General features: G+C 71.2%; 13 protein-coding genes. 3 read left to right on the top strand and 10 right to left on the bottom strand.

Annotated features, from left to right (window positions below; translation table 11 throughout):
• Nucleotides 1-161: 161 nt before the first annotated feature.
• From ACIHCL_RS29125 to ACIHCL_RS29145, 5 genes are all read right to left on the bottom strand, one after another.
• On the bottom strand, nucleotides 162-308 hold the full coding sequence (locus ACIHCL_RS29125; protein WP_399866474.1) for a hypothetical protein: 147 nt from the start codon (nucleotides 306-308) through the stop codon (nucleotides 162-164).
• Nucleotides 305-1,771, bottom strand: a complete 1,467-nt coding sequence (locus ACIHCL_RS29130; protein WP_399866476.1) for a M1 family metallopeptidase — start codon at nucleotides 1,769-1,771, stop codon at nucleotides 305-307. The genes ACIHCL_RS29125 and ACIHCL_RS29130 overlap by 4 nt, the downstream gene beginning before the upstream one ends.
• A complete protein-coding gene (locus ACIHCL_RS29135) occupies nucleotides 1,768-3,441 on the bottom strand; it encodes an extracellular solute-binding protein (RefSeq protein ID WP_399866477.1) in 1,674 nt (557 codons plus the stop codon). The genes ACIHCL_RS29130 and ACIHCL_RS29135 overlap by 4 nt, the downstream gene beginning before the upstream one ends.
• Nucleotides 3,442-3,492: 51 nt before the next feature.
• Complete coding sequence (locus tag ACIHCL_RS29140; RefSeq protein ID WP_399866636.1) at nucleotides 3,493-4,353, bottom strand: carbohydrate ABC transporter permease; 861 nt, start codon at nucleotides 4,351-4,353, stop codon at nucleotides 3,493-3,495.
• A gap of 82 nt (nucleotides 4,354-4,435) precedes the next feature.
• Complete coding sequence (locus tag ACIHCL_RS29145; protein ID WP_399866479.1) at nucleotides 4,436-5,449, bottom strand: ABC transporter permease; 1,014 nt, start codon at nucleotides 5,447-5,449, stop codon at nucleotides 4,436-4,438.
• A 341-nt stretch (nucleotides 5,450-5,790) separates the two neighbouring features.
• Here ACIHCL_RS29145 and ACIHCL_RS29150 point away from each other — a divergent pair, with 341 nt between their 5' ends.
• The 3 genes from ACIHCL_RS29150 to ACIHCL_RS29160 all read left to right on the top strand — a co-directional run bounded on the left by ACIHCL_RS29150 (nucleotide 5,791) and on the right by ACIHCL_RS29160 (nucleotide 10,659).
• Complete coding sequence (locus tag ACIHCL_RS29150; RefSeq protein ID WP_399866481.1) at nucleotides 5,791-6,777, top strand: hydroxyacid dehydrogenase; 987 nt, start codon at nucleotides 5,791-5,793, stop codon at nucleotides 6,775-6,777.
• 226 nt (nucleotides 6,778-7,003) lie between these two features.
• Nucleotides 7,004-8,098 (top strand): LacI family DNA-binding transcriptional regulator, encoded by a 1,095-nt coding sequence (locus tag ACIHCL_RS29155; RefSeq protein ID WP_399866483.1) that lies wholly within the window; start codon nucleotides 7,004-7,006, stop codon nucleotides 8,096-8,098.
• Nucleotides 8,099-8,748: 650 nt separating this feature from the next.
• Nucleotides 8,749-10,659, top strand: a complete 1,911-nt coding sequence (locus ACIHCL_RS29160) for a DUF2264 domain-containing protein (RefSeq protein WP_399866484.1) — start codon at nucleotides 8,749-8,751, stop codon at nucleotides 10,657-10,659.
• Between the two features lie 89 nt (nucleotides 10,660-10,748).
• Here the strand turns inward: ACIHCL_RS29160 and ACIHCL_RS29165 are convergent, their stop codons facing one another.
• The 5 genes from ACIHCL_RS29165 to ACIHCL_RS29185 form a co-directional block, all read right to left on the bottom strand.
• Nucleotides 10,749-11,336: a GAF domain-containing protein gene (locus ACIHCL_RS29165; protein WP_399866485.1), complete on the bottom strand. Its 588-nt coding sequence runs from the start codon at nucleotides 11,334-11,336 to the stop codon at nucleotides 10,749-10,751.
• On the bottom strand, nucleotides 11,333-11,890 hold the full coding sequence (locus tag ACIHCL_RS29170; RefSeq protein ID WP_399866638.1) for a GTP-binding protein: 558 nt from the start codon (nucleotides 11,888-11,890) through the stop codon (nucleotides 11,333-11,335). Before ACIHCL_RS29170 ends, ACIHCL_RS29165 begins: the two co-directional genes overlap by 4 nt.
• 523 nt (nucleotides 11,891-12,413) lie before the next feature.
• Nucleotides 12,414-12,785: a DUF742 domain-containing protein gene (locus ACIHCL_RS29175; protein ID WP_399866487.1), complete on the bottom strand. Its 372-nt coding sequence runs from the start codon at nucleotides 12,783-12,785 to the stop codon at nucleotides 12,414-12,416.
• A gap of 2 nt (nucleotides 12,786-12,787) precedes the next feature.
• The gene (locus ACIHCL_RS29180) at nucleotides 12,788-13,222 is read right to left on the bottom strand and encodes a roadblock/LC7 domain-containing protein (RefSeq protein ID WP_399866489.1); all 435 of its coding nucleotides are present in this window, start codon (nucleotides 13,220-13,222) and stop codon (nucleotides 12,788-12,790) included.
• 7 nt (nucleotides 13,223-13,229) lie between these two features.
• On the bottom strand, nucleotides 13,230-15,257 hold the full coding sequence (locus tag ACIHCL_RS29185; RefSeq protein ID WP_399866490.1) for an ATP-binding protein: 2,028 nt from the start codon (nucleotides 15,255-15,257) through the stop codon (nucleotides 13,230-13,232).
• Between the last annotated feature and the right edge of the window lie 349 nt (nucleotides 15,258-15,606).

The following is a 15,606-nucleotide window of genomic DNA, read 5'->3' on the forward strand; positions in this document are numbered from 1 at the left end:
CCGGGGGGTCGGCCCCGGCCCGATCCCCCGGAGCGTCGTGGTCATCCCGTCGCCCCGGACGGTCGTGTCGTCCGTGACGACATCGAAACCGGCGGTCGTGGACGAGCAGTCGTTCCAGATCTCAATCTGTCGGACGTGCTTCCGTGCACCGAGTCAACCTGTCACCGGGCACCCTCCTCGGGCCGGGTGCGGGTGTCCGTGACGGTGTCGGTGTTCAGGGTGAGTGCCGCAGTCGCCGGGGCGGCGAGGAGCGCGGTCGGCAGGGCGGGGGCGGTTCCTCGGACGACGTGCGGGAGACGGCGCTTCACGCGGACGCCTTCCAGTCGGGACGGCCGGGCATGGGCGGGTTCACGGCTCCGAAGAGCCAGTCGCGCAGGAACGGGTCGAGGGTCCGGTCGCCCGTGACGTCGACGGTGTGCCGGATGAAGTCCTCGCTGGTGTACGTGGAGTCCTTGAAGCGCCGCACCCATGCGCGCATGACCTGGTCGAACCTCCGTTGCCCGATGCGCAGGCGGAGGGCGTACAGGACGAGTGCGCCGCCGTCGTAGATGTTCACGCCGCCGAGCGCCTTGGGCAGTCCGGGCGGGCCGTCGGTGGCGCGGACGGTGTCGAGCTTGGCGTAGGTGGCCCGCATCTTGTCGTCCAGTACCGACCAGCCGCGCTCCTCGGCGTACAGGCCCGCGTAGTACACCGCGGGGCCCTCGTTGAGCCATGCCTGCTGCCAGTCGTTCGGGGTGACGGAGTCGCCGAACCACTGGTGGACCAGTTCGTGGACCATGGTGGTCTCGTAGCCCGGCCGGCCGCTGGCGTCGGGCTTGAACCAGTTGGTCGAGAACAGGGAGAGGGTCTGGTTCTCCAGGGCGTCGGTGTAGCCGTCGTAGATGTGGATGCCGTAGACGGAGAACGGGTAGCGGCCGAACCTGGCCTCCAGCCAGGCGAGATGGTCGGGGGTACGCGCGACGATCGGTGCGTATTTGTCCTCCTGGCCCTGCGGGACGATGTGGCGCAGGCGCAGCCCGTGGTGGCCGGTGCCGTACAGGTAGGTGCCCTTGACCACGGCGATGCCGATGAGTTCGGTGGCCATGCGCTCGCGGAGGGCGAAGTGCCAGACGGTGGAGCCGTCGGCGCGCGGCGACTTGTGGAGGAGTTCGCCGTTGGCGGCGGCGACGTAGCCCGGTGGGGCGCTGATGTGGAAGGTCCAGGTGGCCTTGTCGGACGGGGTGTCGTTGCAGGGCAGGAAGGTGTCGGCGCGGGAGGACTGGGCGGCGGAGGCGAAGCCGCCGTCGCTGCCGAACTTCCAGCCCGACAGGCCGAGTCGGGGGTCCTTGCCGTTGCCCCGGTAGCGCACCTCGGTGGTGAACGCCTGCCCGTGGTGGAGCGGACGGGCGGGTGTGATGGTGAGTTCCTGGCCGCTCTGTCCGGGCGACAGCTCCCAGCGGGCGGGGCGGCCGGCGACGGTGACGGACTCGATGGTGTGGCCGTCGGTGTCCAGGTTGAACGCCGACAGGTCCTGGGTGGCCTTGGCCTCGATCCGCACGGCCGCGGTGAAGTCGTAGGCGACCGGGGTGAAGTCGAAGGTGAGGTCGTAGTGGACGACCTGGTAGCCGCCGTTTCCGAGGGTCGGGAAGAGGGGGTCGCCGACCCCGTCGGATCCGGGCTCCGGGTCGAAGCCGCGCGACCGCGCGGCGGCGGGCGAGCCGAGGGCGGGTGCGGTGGCCGCCGCCGCGGCCGCCGCACCGCCGAGCCGGAGAACCGTGCGTCGCTTCGTCACTTCTTCCCCTTCTGGACGGCTTCCTCGAACTCGCCGCGGGCCTTTTCGCCGCCCTTGGCCAGGTAGTCCTTGATGAGCTGGTCGTAGGCGGACATGGGCTTGCGGCCCGCGATGATGTCCTTGAGAGCGTCCTGCTTGAGCGTGTAGAGGCTGCCGTAGCCCTTCGAGTCCCAGGTGGGCGAGGAGTACTGGAGCGTCGGGTCCGGCACCATCATCGGGATCATCTTCGTGAACGCGTCGTGGACGTGCCGGACGCCCTGCTCCGAGTCGGCGCTGAAGATGGCGGGGACCGCGGACGCCATGAACTTCCACGGCACGGTGACGTCCTGGGTGCCGCGCTTGGTGAGAGCCGGGTTGCCCTTGGCGTCGCGGGTGAAGTCGGTACCCTCGACGCCGTAGTTGATGAGCGTGTACTCCTGGCTGCCGAAGGGCGAGGCCGCGAAGTCGGCCAGGGCGAGGATCTGCCTGACCCGTTCCCCGGACGCCTTCTTGACGTGGGTGTTCTCCAGCTTGACGTTGTCCATCCAGGCGACGGCGTCCTTGCCGACCGGGACGAACGGGCGCGGGTCGTACGTCTTGTCGATCGCCTTCATGGCGGCGATGTAGCCGACGCCGGGCGCCAGGTAGGTGGGCATGCCGTCGTAGACGTAGGCGCCCTTGCCGTTCTTGAACATGTCGGTGTACTGGGCCTTCTGCGCCCCGGACATCTGGAGGGTGCCCGGGTAGTAGCAGCCGGCCTCGTACAGCAGCCGGGCCGTCTCCACGGCCTTGCGGTACTCCGGCGTCTCCAGGTCGAGGGTGAACGTGCCGGTCTTCCCGTCCAGCCGCCAGGCCGAGGGCGCGCCCGCGGACATGGCGAGCATGGTGGTGGCGCCCGCGATGATGGCGTACTGGTCCTTTTTGGGCCGGGTGAGTTCCTTGCAGAGCTCGACGAAGCGGTCGAGGCCGGTGATCTGGTCGAGGCCGGTGACGCCGACTTCCGCGAACAGGTCGTGGCGGTAGAAGCCGGCGCCTCCGGTGCCGGTGCGTGCGATCGGGATGCCGTACAGCTTCCCGCCGAAGATCGCGGACTGCCAGGCGGCCTTCGGGATGGCGGCCAGGTTCGGGTAGTCCTTGATCTTGTCCCCGGCGAGGTACGGGGTCAGGTCGGCACAGGTGGCCTGGAGGAAAGCGGCCTTGTTGTCGACGCCGCCGCTCTCCGGGTACATGAAGAGGTCGGGCAGGCTGCCGCTGGCGACCATGGTGGAGAACTTGGTGCCGTAGTCGTCGGCGGGGACGGCCGTGATGTCCACCCGGCCGCCCAGCAGCTTCTCGATCGCCTGCCAGGCGGCGTTCCCGCCGCGTGCGGGCGGCGGCGGGGAGAAGGTCTCCAGCGTCGCGCTGATCGGCTCCGCGCCCTTGAGCGGGGTGCCCTTCGTGGCGCGCAGCGGCTTGGCCGGGTAGCGGAAGAAGCCCTGCGGGACCCCGGAGGCGGTGCCCTGGAGGTCGGGAGAGAGGCCGATGTTGCGGACGGTGGTGTTGGGGAGCAGCGAGGCGCTCTTGACCTCGGCCTTGGCGGTCGTGCCGCCGTCGCCGCAGGCGCTGAGCAGCGGGGCGGCGGCCAGCCCGAGACCGATGCCGGCACCCATGCGGAAGAGTGCCCGGCGGTTGACGGGGGTGGAGCTCGACACCTGGATCTCCTTGGAAGAGGGGAAGGAAGGAGTGGGGGGAGGTGGCTGCGCTCAGCCCTTGATGGCGCCGGTGAGGACGCCCTTGGTGAAGTAGCGCTGGAGGAACGGGTAGACGCAGAGGATCGGGACGACGGCGATCACCAGGACCGCCATCTGGACGGCCTGTTGCGGGGCGAGGACCTCGCCGGCCGAGGCCGCGTTCAGGCTCTGGCCCTGGAGGACGTAGGTGCGCAGCACCATCGGCAGCGGCCACTTGTCGGAGTCGTTGAGGTACAGGAGCGCGTTGAAGAAGGCGTTCCAGTACGTCACCGCGTAGAAGAGGCTGATCACGGCGAGGACGGCCTTGGACAGTGGCAGGACGATGCGCACCAGGATGCGGAAGTCTCCGGCGCCGTCGACCTTGGCTGCGTCGTAGAGCTCCTCTGGCAGGTTCATGAAGAAGGACCGCAGGACCACCAGGTTGAAGGCGCTGACCAGGGTGGGCAGGACGAGCGCCGCGTAGGTGTCGTACAGGCCAAGGCCCTTGACCAGCAGGAAGTTCGGGATGATGCCCGCGTTGAAGAGCATCGTGAACAGGGCCGTCATCAGGATGAAGCGGGAGCCGGTGACGTCGCGGCGGGAGAGTCCGTAGGCCATGCCGACAGTGACCAGCAGGCTGGCGAGGGTGCCGAGGACGGTGATGCCGATGGAGACCACGAGGGCCCGGGTGACGACTCCGCCGGTGAAGATGGTGCGGTAGGCGTCCAGGGTCGGGTGGTCGGGCCACAGGACGAGGCCCGAGCTCTTGATGATGTCGGTCTGCGAGGCGAAGCTCGTGCCGATGACACCGACCAGCGGGTAGGCGACGGCGAGGACGACCACGACGACGGCGACGGCCTTGGCGGCCTGCCCGAAGCGGGTCGGCCGTTCCATCCACGGGGGCCGGCCCTCGGACTTGCGGGCGGGGGCGGCGGGGGGCCGCGGTGTGGTGGGGCGCGTCGTGGCGCGCTTCTTCTCAGCGGTCAGCACCGCGGTACACCCCTTCGTGGCCGAGGCGGTGGGCGAACTTGTTCGCCCCCAGGACGAGTGCGGTCCCGATGACCGCCTTGACGAGACCGACGGCGGCGGCGACGCCCCAGTCGTTGTCCTTGATGCCGTGGTAGTAGACGTAGGTGTCGAGCACCTCACCGGCGTCCGGGCCGACCGCGTCGCGCTGGAGCAGGATCTGCTCGAAGCCGACGGAGAGGATCTGCCCGAGGTTGAGGATCAGCAGCAGGATGAGCACGGGGGCGATGCCGGGCAGCGTCACGTGCCACAGGCGGCGGAGCCGGCCCGCGCCGTCGATGGCGGCGGCCTCGTACTGCTGCTTGTCGATGTTCAGCAGCGCGGCGAGGATGATGATCGTGCCCCAGCCCGCGTCCTTCCAGGCCACCTGGAGGGTCAGCAGCCAGGGGAAGGCGTCGGGGTCGCTCATCATGTCGTAGCGCGGCAGTCCCAGCCCGTCGAGCACGTGGGGCAGGAGTCCGGCGCCGCCCAGGATCTGCTGGAAGATCGAGACGATGATGACCCAGCCGATGAAATGCGGCAGGTAGACGACGCTCTGTACGAAGCGTCGGATGCGGTCGCTGGTGATGCTGTTGAGCAGCAGGGCGAGCGCGACCGGGATCGGGAAGAAGAACACCAGCTGGATGAGGGCGATCTCCAGGGTGTTGAACGTGGCTGACCAGAAGGCCGGTTCGCCGAACGCCGACGTGAAGTTGGCGAAGCCCACCCAGGCGCTGTGCAGGTAGCCGAGGTACGGCTGGTAGTCCTGGAACGCCACCACGTAGCCGAGCAGCGGCACGTAGTGGAAGACGACGAAGTACAGCAGGCCGGGGAGGGTGAGCAGCAGCATCACCCGATCCCGCTTGAGCCGCTGTCGGAGCGTCAGCCGGTGGCGCGTGACGACGACCCGGTCGGCGGGCGGCGGGGGTGTCTCGGCCTTGGGCCGCCGCTTCTCCCGCGGCAGAGGGGGTGCTGATTCAGCCATGGAGGCGTCCTGTTCGGCTGGGTGACGCATGGGGCCTTCTTGGAGCGGCAAGTTAGTAAGCGGTTAACCCAAGCGTCAAGGGACCGGCCGAAAGTCATCGGAACCATACGTTCCCGTGCTGCGGAGCATTGGGCGACGAATCACCAGAAATACCCAGCAATCGAGAACTTGACTCGCCGTTTGAGCTTGACGGTCGACCACGATGCTCCCTAGCGTTCCAGTCACCCCATAGAACACGATTACTATCCGGAGGCAGGGTGCGAACCACCGAAGAGGCACCGGCTCATTCCGGCAGCGGTGCCGCGGCGCCGCCCGCACGACGGCCCCGCACCGTCCTGGTCATGAGCCCGGGACTCCTCGACGACGTCTTCCCGCCGCCGGTACGGGCACGGCTGGAGGAGGTCGCCGATCTCCTCCAGCCCGCCCTGATCAGCGAGTTCGATTCGCCGGAGGCCACCGCCGCACTGAGCGGCGCCGAGGTCCTGCTCACCGGCTGGGGCTGCCCGCCCGTCGATACCGGCCTGCTGGACCGGGCACCGGCGCTGCGCGCGGTGGTCCATGCCGCCGGCACGGTGAAGACGTTTCTGTCCCCGGTCGCCTTCGACCGCGGGATCAGCGTCTCGTCGGCCGCCGCCGCCAACGCCCTGCCGGTGGCCGAGTTCACCCTGGCGGCGATCATCATGGGCGCCAAACGGGTCTTCCCGCTGGCCGGGCTCTTCCGGGCCCGGCGCACCCACCGCACCGGCGCCGACCTCGACCGCCAGCACTGGCTCGGCACGCACGGCCTGACCGTCGGGGTGGTCGGCGCCTCCCGCATCGGACGCCGGGTCATCGAACTGCTCCGGGTCCTCGACGCCGAGGTGCTGCTGTACGACCCCTATGTCGACGCGGTCGAGGCGGAACGCCTCGGCGTCACCCCGGCCGACCTGGACACCCTGGTGGCGACCAGCGACGTGGTGACCCTGCACGCCCCGGACACGGCCGAGACCCGGGGGATCATCGACGCCCGGCGGCTCGGCCTGATGCGCCCCGGCACCCTGCTCGTCAACACGGCCCGCGGCCCACTGGTGGACACCGAGGCACTGACCGGCCACCTGGTGAGCGGACGGCTGGACGCCGTGCTGGACGTGACCGCACCCGAGCCCCTGCCGCGCGACCACCCGCTGTGGGAACTGCCGAACGTGTTCCTCACCCCGCATCTCGCGGGCGCCCAGGGCAACGAGGTCGGGCGGCTCGGGGCGCTCGCCGTCGACGAACTCGCCCGGTACGCGCGGGGCGAGCCGTTCGAGCACCCGGTGCGCCGGACCGATTTCGGGAGGATCGCGTGACCTCCGGCCCCGCACGGGGCCCGGCACTTCCCCGGGCTCACGGCTCCGCTCGGGCGAGGGAAGCCCTCATGTTCGCCGCGTTGGCCAAAAGCTCACGTAGTCTGCCGCGTGGACTTCCGGCCGCCGTGCGAGCGCACGCACCGAACGACGCTCCTTCCGGGCGGACATCGCCGGTCACGGCACTAGGCTCGGCGTCACGCACGACAACCACCAGGGGGTGAGCCGGATGCGCCGGCAGGGTTCAGCCGCGGAAGGGCAACGCCGCGCGACGGTCACCGATGTCGCACGGCGCGCGGGCGTCTCGACGGCCACGGTCTCCCGCGTGCTCAACCGCAACTACCCGGTCGCCGAGGCGACCAGGGAGCGGGTCGAGACCGCGATGCGGGAACTCGGCTACGTCGTCAACGCCCACGCCCGCGCGCTGGCCGGGGTGTCCAACCGCACCGTGGGCATCATCGTCAACGAGCTCGTCGACCCGTTCTACGCGTACATCTCGCGCGGCGTGGAACGGGAGGCCGCGCTCGGCGGGCGACTGTGCCTGGTCTGCTGCACCCAGGGCGACCCGCAGCGCGAGCTGGCCTTCATCGACCTGATGCACGAACGCAGGGCCGACGCGGTGGTCGTGGTCGGCGGCTCCATCGCCGACCGCGGCTACACCGCCGAACTGGCCCGCAGGGCACACGATCTGGACGCGGGCGGATCGAAGCTCGTGCTGTGCGGCCGTCCGCCACTGGGTGAGCGGGTGCCCACCGTCTCGGTCGAGTACGACAACGAGGGCGGTGCCTTCGCCATCACCGACCACCTGCTGATGCAGGGGCACGAGCGGATCCTGTACCTGGGCGGACCGCCCCGCCTCTCCACCACCCGCGACCGCCTGGCGGGGCACCGTCGCGCCCTGGAGCTGCGCGGTGTCGCCCCGGACCCCGGACTGGTCCACCCCGGGGCCTTCAGCCGCGGCTTCGGGCATCGCCGAATGACCGAACTGCTGCGTGAGGGGCTGGACTTCACGGCGGTTTTCGCCGCGAACGACATGGTCGCTGCGGGCGCGGCACAGGCCCTGGAGGAGGCCGGGATGCGGGTGCCGGACGACGTGTCCCTGGTGGGGTACGACGACATCCCCGTCGCCCAGGAGCTGCGCCCCCGACTGACCACGGTCCACGTACCGCTGGAGGAGATGGGACGTCAGGCGGTGCGGCTGGCCGTCGAGGGCGAGGACGAGGACGAATGGCGCGAGCCGACCACGGGCGCGCTGCGGCTCGGTACCCACATCGTGGTACGCGATTCCGTCGCGCCCCGGTCCGGACGAGCCGCCGGCAAGTGACCGGTTACCTCAGCCGAACGCCCGGCCAACCATAGAAAATCACAGTAACTCCTTATGCCCTCTTGCGGCTGAATAGCAACCGCTTACATGCTGGCGCCGAGCAGGATCGTTCCGTACGCCTTCGCCCCTCACTCGATCTCGCAGGGAGAGTTCCGCATGCGTATGCCCGTAGACCCCGCCCGCCCCACCGCCCCTGCCGCCCGCTCGCCCCGGGCTCTGTCGGCTCCCGCCGCTTCGGCCACCGGGTCGCCGCTCGGGCGGCGTTCGGTGCTCGCCGCCGCGGCCGGAGCCGGTGCGGCGATCGCCCTCGGCGCCGGCCCGGCCGCGGCGGCCGGGCCCTCTCTCGGCGGGCGCGGTGGCCGCCCGGTCGCCCTGACACTGACCGCTCTCCCCTCCGCCGAGGCCGAGCGGCTGCGACTCGGGCAGACGCTGCGGGGTGGACATCCGCGAGGGCCGCACGACGGTACTCACCGTCGCCGTCGGCGGTTCGCGCGGCCACACTCACCGGGCCGAACTCACCCGCTAGTGCCGTGACCGGCGATGTTTGTCCGACGGGCAAACACCGCCGGGAGGGGCACTGGCCACCCGTCCCCCGAGAAGGCCCGTCCCCGCCCCCTTCCACAGCGACCCCTCAAAGGAGCAGCACCACCATGTCCGTCGCCCCCCATCTCCGACTGCCGGCACCCGACCGGCTCCTGTCGTCGCGCACCGGCTGGACCCGGGACCACTGGGAGGCGACGGCCGACCGGATGCTGGACGCACTGGTGCCCTACGCCACCCCCGGCCTCGCCCAGTACCGGCTGCCCGGCCGCACCAGTTGGTCGGGCGTCGTCTCGGACGGACTCGAAGGGTTCGCCCGCTCGTTCCTGCTCGCCGCGTGCCGCATCGCGGGCGCGGGCGGAGCGGTCGACCCGGCGCTCGTCGAGCGGTACGCCGCCGGGCTCGCGGCGGGCACCGACCCGGGGAGCGGCGAGGCATGGCCGAGGCTGACGGACTGCTCGCAGCAGATGGTGGAAGCGGCGTCGGTCGCCGTGGCACTGCACGAGACCCGGCCGTGGATCTGGGACCGGCTCGACGCCCGGGTGCAGGAGCGGGTCGTCGACTGGTTCTCCGGGTTCGTCGGCGGTCGCACCTGGGACAACAACTGGCGTCTCTTCCAGGTGGTGTCCGAGCAGTTCCTCGCCTCGGTCGGCGCCCCGTACAGCCGCGCCGACATCGAGGGCGGTCTGGACCGGATCGAGGACTGGTACGTCGGAGACGGCTGGTACACCGACGGCGACGGCCGCAACTTCGATTACTACATCGGCTGGGCCATGCATCTGTACCCGCTGCTGTGGTCGCGGATGGCGGGGGCCGACGACGGGGGCCGGACCGAGGTCTACCGGCAGCGGCTGCGCAGGTTCCTGGAGGACTATCCGCACTTCTTCGGCTCCGACGGGGCCCCGGTCCACCAGGGGCGTTCGCTGGCCTACCGGTTCGCCGCGCTGGCCCCGGTCTGGATGGGGGCGCTGGCCGACTGCACACCACTCGCGCCGGGGCTCACCCGTCGGCTCGCCTCGGGCACGATGCGGCACTTCGTGGAGCGCGGCGTGCCGGACGAGCGGGGGCTGCTGACGCTCGGCTGGTACGACACGTTCCTGCCCAGCACCCAGCCGTACTCCGGTCCGGCGTCACCGTACTGGGCCAGCAAGGGCTTCCTCGGCCTGCTGCTCCCGCCGGACCACCCGGTGTGGACGGCACGCGAACTCCCGCTGCCCGTCGAGGAGTCCGACCGGTACACCGCGCTGCCGTCGGTCGGCTGGCTGCTGCACGGCACCCGTGACGACGGCATCGTGCGGCTGGTCAACCACGGCAGCGACCACAATCCGCCGTACGACGACGCCTCCGATCCGTCCGAGGGCACACACGACCCGCACTACGCGAAGTTCGGCTACTCGACAGCGACGGCCCCCGAGGCCGCCCCGCACGCCGTGGCCCGCTCCATCGACGGCCATCTGGCGCTCGTGGCCCCGGACGGGACCCCGTCGCCGCGCCGCCGGATCCATTCGCTGCGCTGCGAGGGCCGGGTGGCCTCCTCGTGGTACGCGGCGAAGCTGCCCGACGACGACCGGACGTACCGGATCGAGACGACGAGCGTGCTGCACGGTCCGTGGGAGATCCGGGTGCACCGGGTCGAGGCGCCCGAGGGAGTGGTGGTGCGCGAGGGCGGGCACGCGGTCGCGCATGCGGAGAACCCCGTGGCGCTGTCCGGCACCGGCTGGGCGCTCGCCCGTACGCCGGACGGTCTGAGCAGCGCCCTGATAGCGCTGCACGGCTGGGACGACGCTGCCGAAGGGGCCGCCGTCGCACGTGACGTCCAGTCCAACGCCCACGGTCCGCGTTCCGCGATCCCGTATCTGCGCAGCCTGCCGCATCCGGGAGGGCGGAGCGTGCATGTCTCGCTGGTCGCCCTCTCCCGGGGCTCCCTGCATCCGGAGGCGCTGCGCGACTCGGTGCGGGTGCGGGCGGGTGCGGACTCGGTGGTGCTGACGTTCCTGGACGGCACGACGGTCGAGACCTGAACGCGTACGGGTCGGGCGGGCAGCCGGGCCGGGGCGCGGAAGCACGGCCGTGGTGCCCGTTCATGGTTCAGTGGACCGGCTCCGTCCAATCAGATTCCGGTGCTGACGCCCTCCCGCTGATCGATGTGCCCGACGAGTTCCCGCGCCAGGGACTTGATCGTGTCCAGCCCCGCTCTGCCCCAGGAGCGGGGCACCGTGTCGACCGCGCAGACGGCTCCCAGGGCGACGCCCGTCCGGTCGATGAGCGGGGCGCCTAGGTAGGAGCGGATGCCTATCTCGTCGACGACCGGGTTTCCGGCGAAGCGCGGATAGTCTCGGACGTCCTCCAGCACGAGCGCCTTGCGTCGTACGACGACATGCGGGCAATAGCCGCGGTCCAGGGGAACGTACCGGCCGGACCGGCTGCTGCCCGCCGCGGCGCTGCCCGGACCGGGCCTCCTGGGCGTGCCGGTCGGTGTGTGCAGCCCGGCGAAGAACTGCCGTTCACCGTCGAGGAAGTTGACCATCGAATAGGGGACGTCGGTGACCTCGGCCACCCTGTCGGCGAAGGCGTCGAAGTTGTCGAACGAGGCGTCGGCGCGCTCTCCGAGCCCCAGGGTGCGCAACCGATGGGTCCTGATGACGGCGTCACGGTCCACGGGCGTGAGCAGCAGTCGCTCGGGGACGGGCCGCGTCACGCGCGGGCTCCGAAGGCCGTCGGAGGAGCAGGGGCGGAGCTGACGTCGATGAGGTGCTGGACCAGGGTGACCAGCGTCCTCGTGCTGGAGCTGGCGATACGGGCGTCGCACAGCACGACGGGTACCTCGGGCCCCAGGTCGAGCGCGGCCCGCACCTCCTCGGGAGGGTAGCGGTGGGCGCCGTCGAACTCGTTCACCGCGACGACGAAGCCGATACCGCGCCGTTCGAAGAAGTCGACGGCGGCGAAGCACTCGGTGAGCCGTCGGGTGTCCGCGAGCACGACCGCTCCCAGCGCGCCCTGGGAGAGCTCGTCCCACATGAACCAGAAGCGCTCCTGGCCGGGGGTGCCGAACAGGTAGAGCACGTGCTGCTCGTCGAGGGTGATGCGGCCGAAGTCCATGGCCACGGTGGTGGACGTCTTGGACTCGACGCCGTCGAGGTTGTCCGTGGCGGCGCCCGCCTGGGTCAGCAGTTCCTCCGTGCTCAGTGGGGCGATCTCGCTGACCGCGCCGACGAACGTCGTCTTGCCGACTCCGAACCCGCCCGCCACCAGTACCTTGAGCGCGACGGGGAAGCCCTCGGGGGCAACGGGTCCGCCGAGCCCGGCGGAGCCGGTCGATACGGGGAAGTCGGCGGAGCCGGCGGGCGCGGTGATGCCCCCTTCCGGGGCACCGGCGCCCCTGGAATCAGGTGCCCCCGAAGCACAGGTTCCGGCGTACGCATACGACCCGCCCGAGCCGTGGACTTCTCCGAAGCCGGACGCGCCACCGAAATCGGCGGCCGTGCCCGAGTCGGGGACCGTGCCGTGGCCGAGGGCTCCGCCGGCACCGTGGCCCGGGCCGAGGCCGCCGTATCCCTCCGGGTGGCCGGAACCTCCGGGCAAGCCGGGCCGCACGTGGAATCCATGGGTGGTCTCGTGGGTTTCCGGGGTCCCGTAGGCCCCGGAGTCCCCGTGCGCTGCGAGACCGTCGAGGTGCCCGTGGTCTCCGAAGCCCTCGGGGAGGCCGTGGCCCCGGGGCGGCACGTACCCTTCGTGGCTCACGCCGTTCTCGTACGTGGCGGGGCTGCCGAAGCCGTCAGAGCTGTCGTCGTAAGCCATCGAGCACTGCCTCCAGCAGGGATCGGTCGGTGGGCGTGTCATGGAAGGCGGGTGGGTGCGCGGTGACTGCCCCGCAGTCCACCAGGTCGGAGACGAGCACTTTGGTGACGACCGCGGGCAACCGCAGATGGGCGGCGATCTCGGCCACGGAGGTGGGGCCGCCGCACAGTCCCAGCGCGACGGCGTGTTCGGGACCGAGCGCCGCCTGCGGTTCGGCTCCGGTGGCCATCACCAGGGACAGCAGGTCGAGCACGGCCGTCGGGCGGGTCCTGCCGTTGCTCACGGTGTACGGGCGGATGAGCCGGCCGGCCGCGTCGTCCAGCAACGGCCCGTCCTGCGGGAGCGACACGCTCACAGTCCTGTGGCGCCTGGTGCCGCGGCGGCCTGTCTGACCGGGGTCATCAGATACGGCCGTACGCTCTTGACCAGCATGGTCATCTCGTAGCCCAGCACGGCGGCGTCCGCCTCGCGTCCGGCCAGGACCGCGAGGCAGGTGCCCGATCCGGCGGTGGAGACGAACAGCAGGGTCGAGTCCAGCTCGACCACGACCTGACGCACGTCGCCGTTGTCGCCGAAGCGCGCACCGGCACTGCGGCCGAGCGAGTACAGCCCCGCGGCCAGCGCCGCCATGTGGTCGGCGCTGTCGGCATCCATCCCGTGCAGGGATTTCACCAGTCCGTCGGCGGAGAGGAGGACCGCGCTGCGTGTGTACGGCACACGTTGCACCAGTCCGCTCAACAACCAGTCGAGGTCGGGGACCTGACCGGTCGACATATCGATCGCCATGACGCATCTACTCCTTGAGGGGGTTCACTTCGAGGGGGTCGGCGGCGGGCGCGGTTGCCGGAGTCGCCGCCGGGCCGGCGTCCTGACCCGGGGCCCGGCGGTTCTGGGCGGGCGAGGCCGTCCGCACCCGGACCGGCAGCGGGCGCGCCGGGGTTTGAGGCTGAGCCGCCGGTTCGGGGCCCCGATCCGTACCCGTGTCCGGGCCGCGGACGCCGGTGCCGGCCTCCGATTCACTCCGGGCCTCGGCGAGATCGATGCCGCGCCGGAAGGCCGCCATGAGACCCGGGTCGTGCAGGATCTGTCCGTCTCCGGTGCGCGGGGCCGGGGGCTGCCTGAGCTGGGGAACCAGGTGTTCCTGGTTGCTGCGCCTGGGGAGACGGGGGCGGTCCACGGGGGTGCCCGAGGCCCCGGGCTCACGTCGCTCGCCGTCGGGCACCGGTGGACCGTCGTCCGCCGACCGCGCTCCGGAGTGGGGTCCGGCCGGGGCGGGACGGCCGAGGTGTCCATCGCGCACGGACGGGTCCGGCGCCCGGCCGGGGGCGTACGGCTGCCGCTGGGTGCCCGGCCGGGGGCCGGGGGCGGTAGCGACGTCCGGGGTCCGAGGCGGGACGATGCTCGGCGGCGGGCCGGCCACCGGACGCGCGCCGGGGTGGCTCGGGGCCGGCGGTGGGATAGCGTGCGGGGCAGGGCCGGGGTGAGGAGTCGGCCGGTGGTGAACCTCCGTGCCGTTTCCGGCCGTTGGGTGGTGCACGTGGCCGGGGGCCGTCGGCTGCGCGGCGTCCGGGCCGGCCGGGGCGTCCTCGTCCAGGCCCAACAGGGTCCGGGGAAGGACGAGTACGGCCTGTGTGCCCCCGTAGATGTTGCTCTGCAGCCGTACCGCGATGCCGTGCCGACGGGCCAGTGAAGCGACGACGTACAGGCCGATCCGCCCGTCCTGCAGGAGATGGGCCACATCGACCTGGTCGGGGTCGGCGAGCAGGGCGTTCATCCGCCGCTGCTCGTTGCCCGGCATGCCCAGGCCCCGGTCCTCGACCTCCAGCGCCAGTCCGGCGGTCACCCGCTGGGCGCGCAGCAGCACTTGGGTGTGCGGGGCGGAGAAGACCGTGGCGTTCTCGACCAGTTCGGCCAGCAGGTGGATCACATCGGCCACGGCGTGCCCGCGCAGGGTGCCCTCGATCGGCGGCACCAGCTTGACCCGCGGGTACTGCTCGACCTCGGCGATCGCCGAGCGCAGCACCTCCGTCATGGTGACCGGGCTGCTCCACTGCCGCCGCGAGACGGCGCCGCCGAGAACGGCGAGGTTCTCCGCGTGCCTGCGGATGCGGGTGGCGAGGTGGTCGACGTGGAAGAGGCCCTTGAGCAGATCGGGGTCCTCGACCTGATGCTCCAGTTCGTCGAGCAGTTGGATCTCGCGGTGCACCAGCGACTGCAGCCTGCGGGCGAGGTTGACGAATACCTCGACCTTCTGTTCCTCGCCCGTGCGGTCGGTGAGCCGGGACGCCTCCACGACGGCGGCGACGGCGGCCTGCTGCTGGCGGCCGATCTCCTGCGCGAGGAGATCGAAGCCGTCGCTTCCGGGCGCGACGGGCCGTGCGGCCCCCGGTGTGGGGAGGGACTCGCCCTCGCGGAGGAGTTCCATCATCCGCCGCAGCTCGGCCTGGCCCTGTGCACTGACCCGGCGGAGCGCCAGGCAACGGCCGAAGACGGTGGTGGCGACCCGGTTGGCGGCGAAGTAGGCGGCCGTCACGGCGGCGAGGGCCAGGGCGCCCGTCCCGCCCAGGGCGATCCACAGCGAGGCGGATGGCGGGGCTCCAACAGAACGGGCGGTCCAGACGACCGCCACGGCTCCACTGAGCGTTGCGACGACGGCCGGCAGCACCGCGGCTCGCACCATCCGGGGACGTATGCGCGTCTCGTGGGACGGCTGGGTGGTACGTGCCCTCGTGGAGGCCGCGTGCGAACGGCTGCCCGGTCGGCCGTGCCGTCCGCCCTCGCGGCGTTCCGGTCGCGCCTCGGGTGCGCGAAGTTGAGACATCAGTGTCCTCGGTACGTGGGGCACCGGGGAACGGCGTCCATGCGTGGGCCCCCTACGGTGCTCGGTCGGGCTCGGTTCAACGGTCGGGCGGGCTCCACCAATGGAAGCCCACCGTTGCTCACCGGACACACACGGTAGTTGCCCGTTCCCTGCGCGTGGCGGGCAGTTGTCGAACTTGCCCGCCATCCTTCCCACTCCGGGATGACGTCTCGCACACAAGACCGATTACTTCCCCAGGAACCTCCAGTCGGCGGACACTCGAACGGCCTAGAGGTCGTGTCCTCAACGGGCGTCCGCTGTACGCCTCGCACGCACGCTCGCCGTGTTGTCGGAGTCGTCCTCGTACGTC

Origin of the sequence: Streptomyces sp. NPDC052042, assembly GCF_044548345.1 — a bacterium.
In the GTDB taxonomy this organism is placed as follows: domain Bacteria; phylum Actinomycetota; class Actinomycetes; order Streptomycetales; family Streptomycetaceae; genus Streptomyces.

What these genes read in the sequence shown, in the direction of transcription:
- ACIHCL_RS29140 (WP_399866636.1), bottom strand. Translation starts at nt 4,353, where the DNA reads ATGGAACGGCCGACCCGCTTCGGGCAGGCCGCCAAGGCCGTCGCCGTC.
- ACIHCL_RS29145 (WP_399866479.1), bottom strand. Translation starts at nt 5,449, where the DNA reads ATGGCTGAATCAGCACCCCCTCTGCCGCGGGAGAAGCGGCGGCCCAAG.
- ACIHCL_RS29150 (WP_399866481.1), top strand. Translation starts at nt 5,791, where the DNA reads ATGAGCCCGGGACTCCTCGACGACGTCTTCCCGCCGCCGGTACGGGCA.
- ACIHCL_RS29155 (WP_399866483.1), top strand. Translation starts at nt 7,004, where the DNA reads ATGCGCCGGCAGGGTTCAGCCGCGGAAGGGCAACGCCGCGCGACGGTC.
- ACIHCL_RS29160 (WP_399866484.1), top strand. Translation starts at nt 8,749, where the DNA reads ATGTCCGTCGCCCCCCATCTCCGACTGCCGGCACCCGACCGGCTCCTG.
- ACIHCL_RS29180 (WP_399866489.1), bottom strand. Translation starts at nt 13,222, where the DNA reads ATGGCGATCGATATGTCGACCGGTCAGGTCCCCGACCTCGACTGGTTG.
- ACIHCL_RS29185 (WP_399866490.1), bottom strand. Translation starts at nt 15,257, where the DNA reads ATGTCTCAACTTCGCGCACCCGAGGCGCGACCGGAACGCCGCGAGGGC.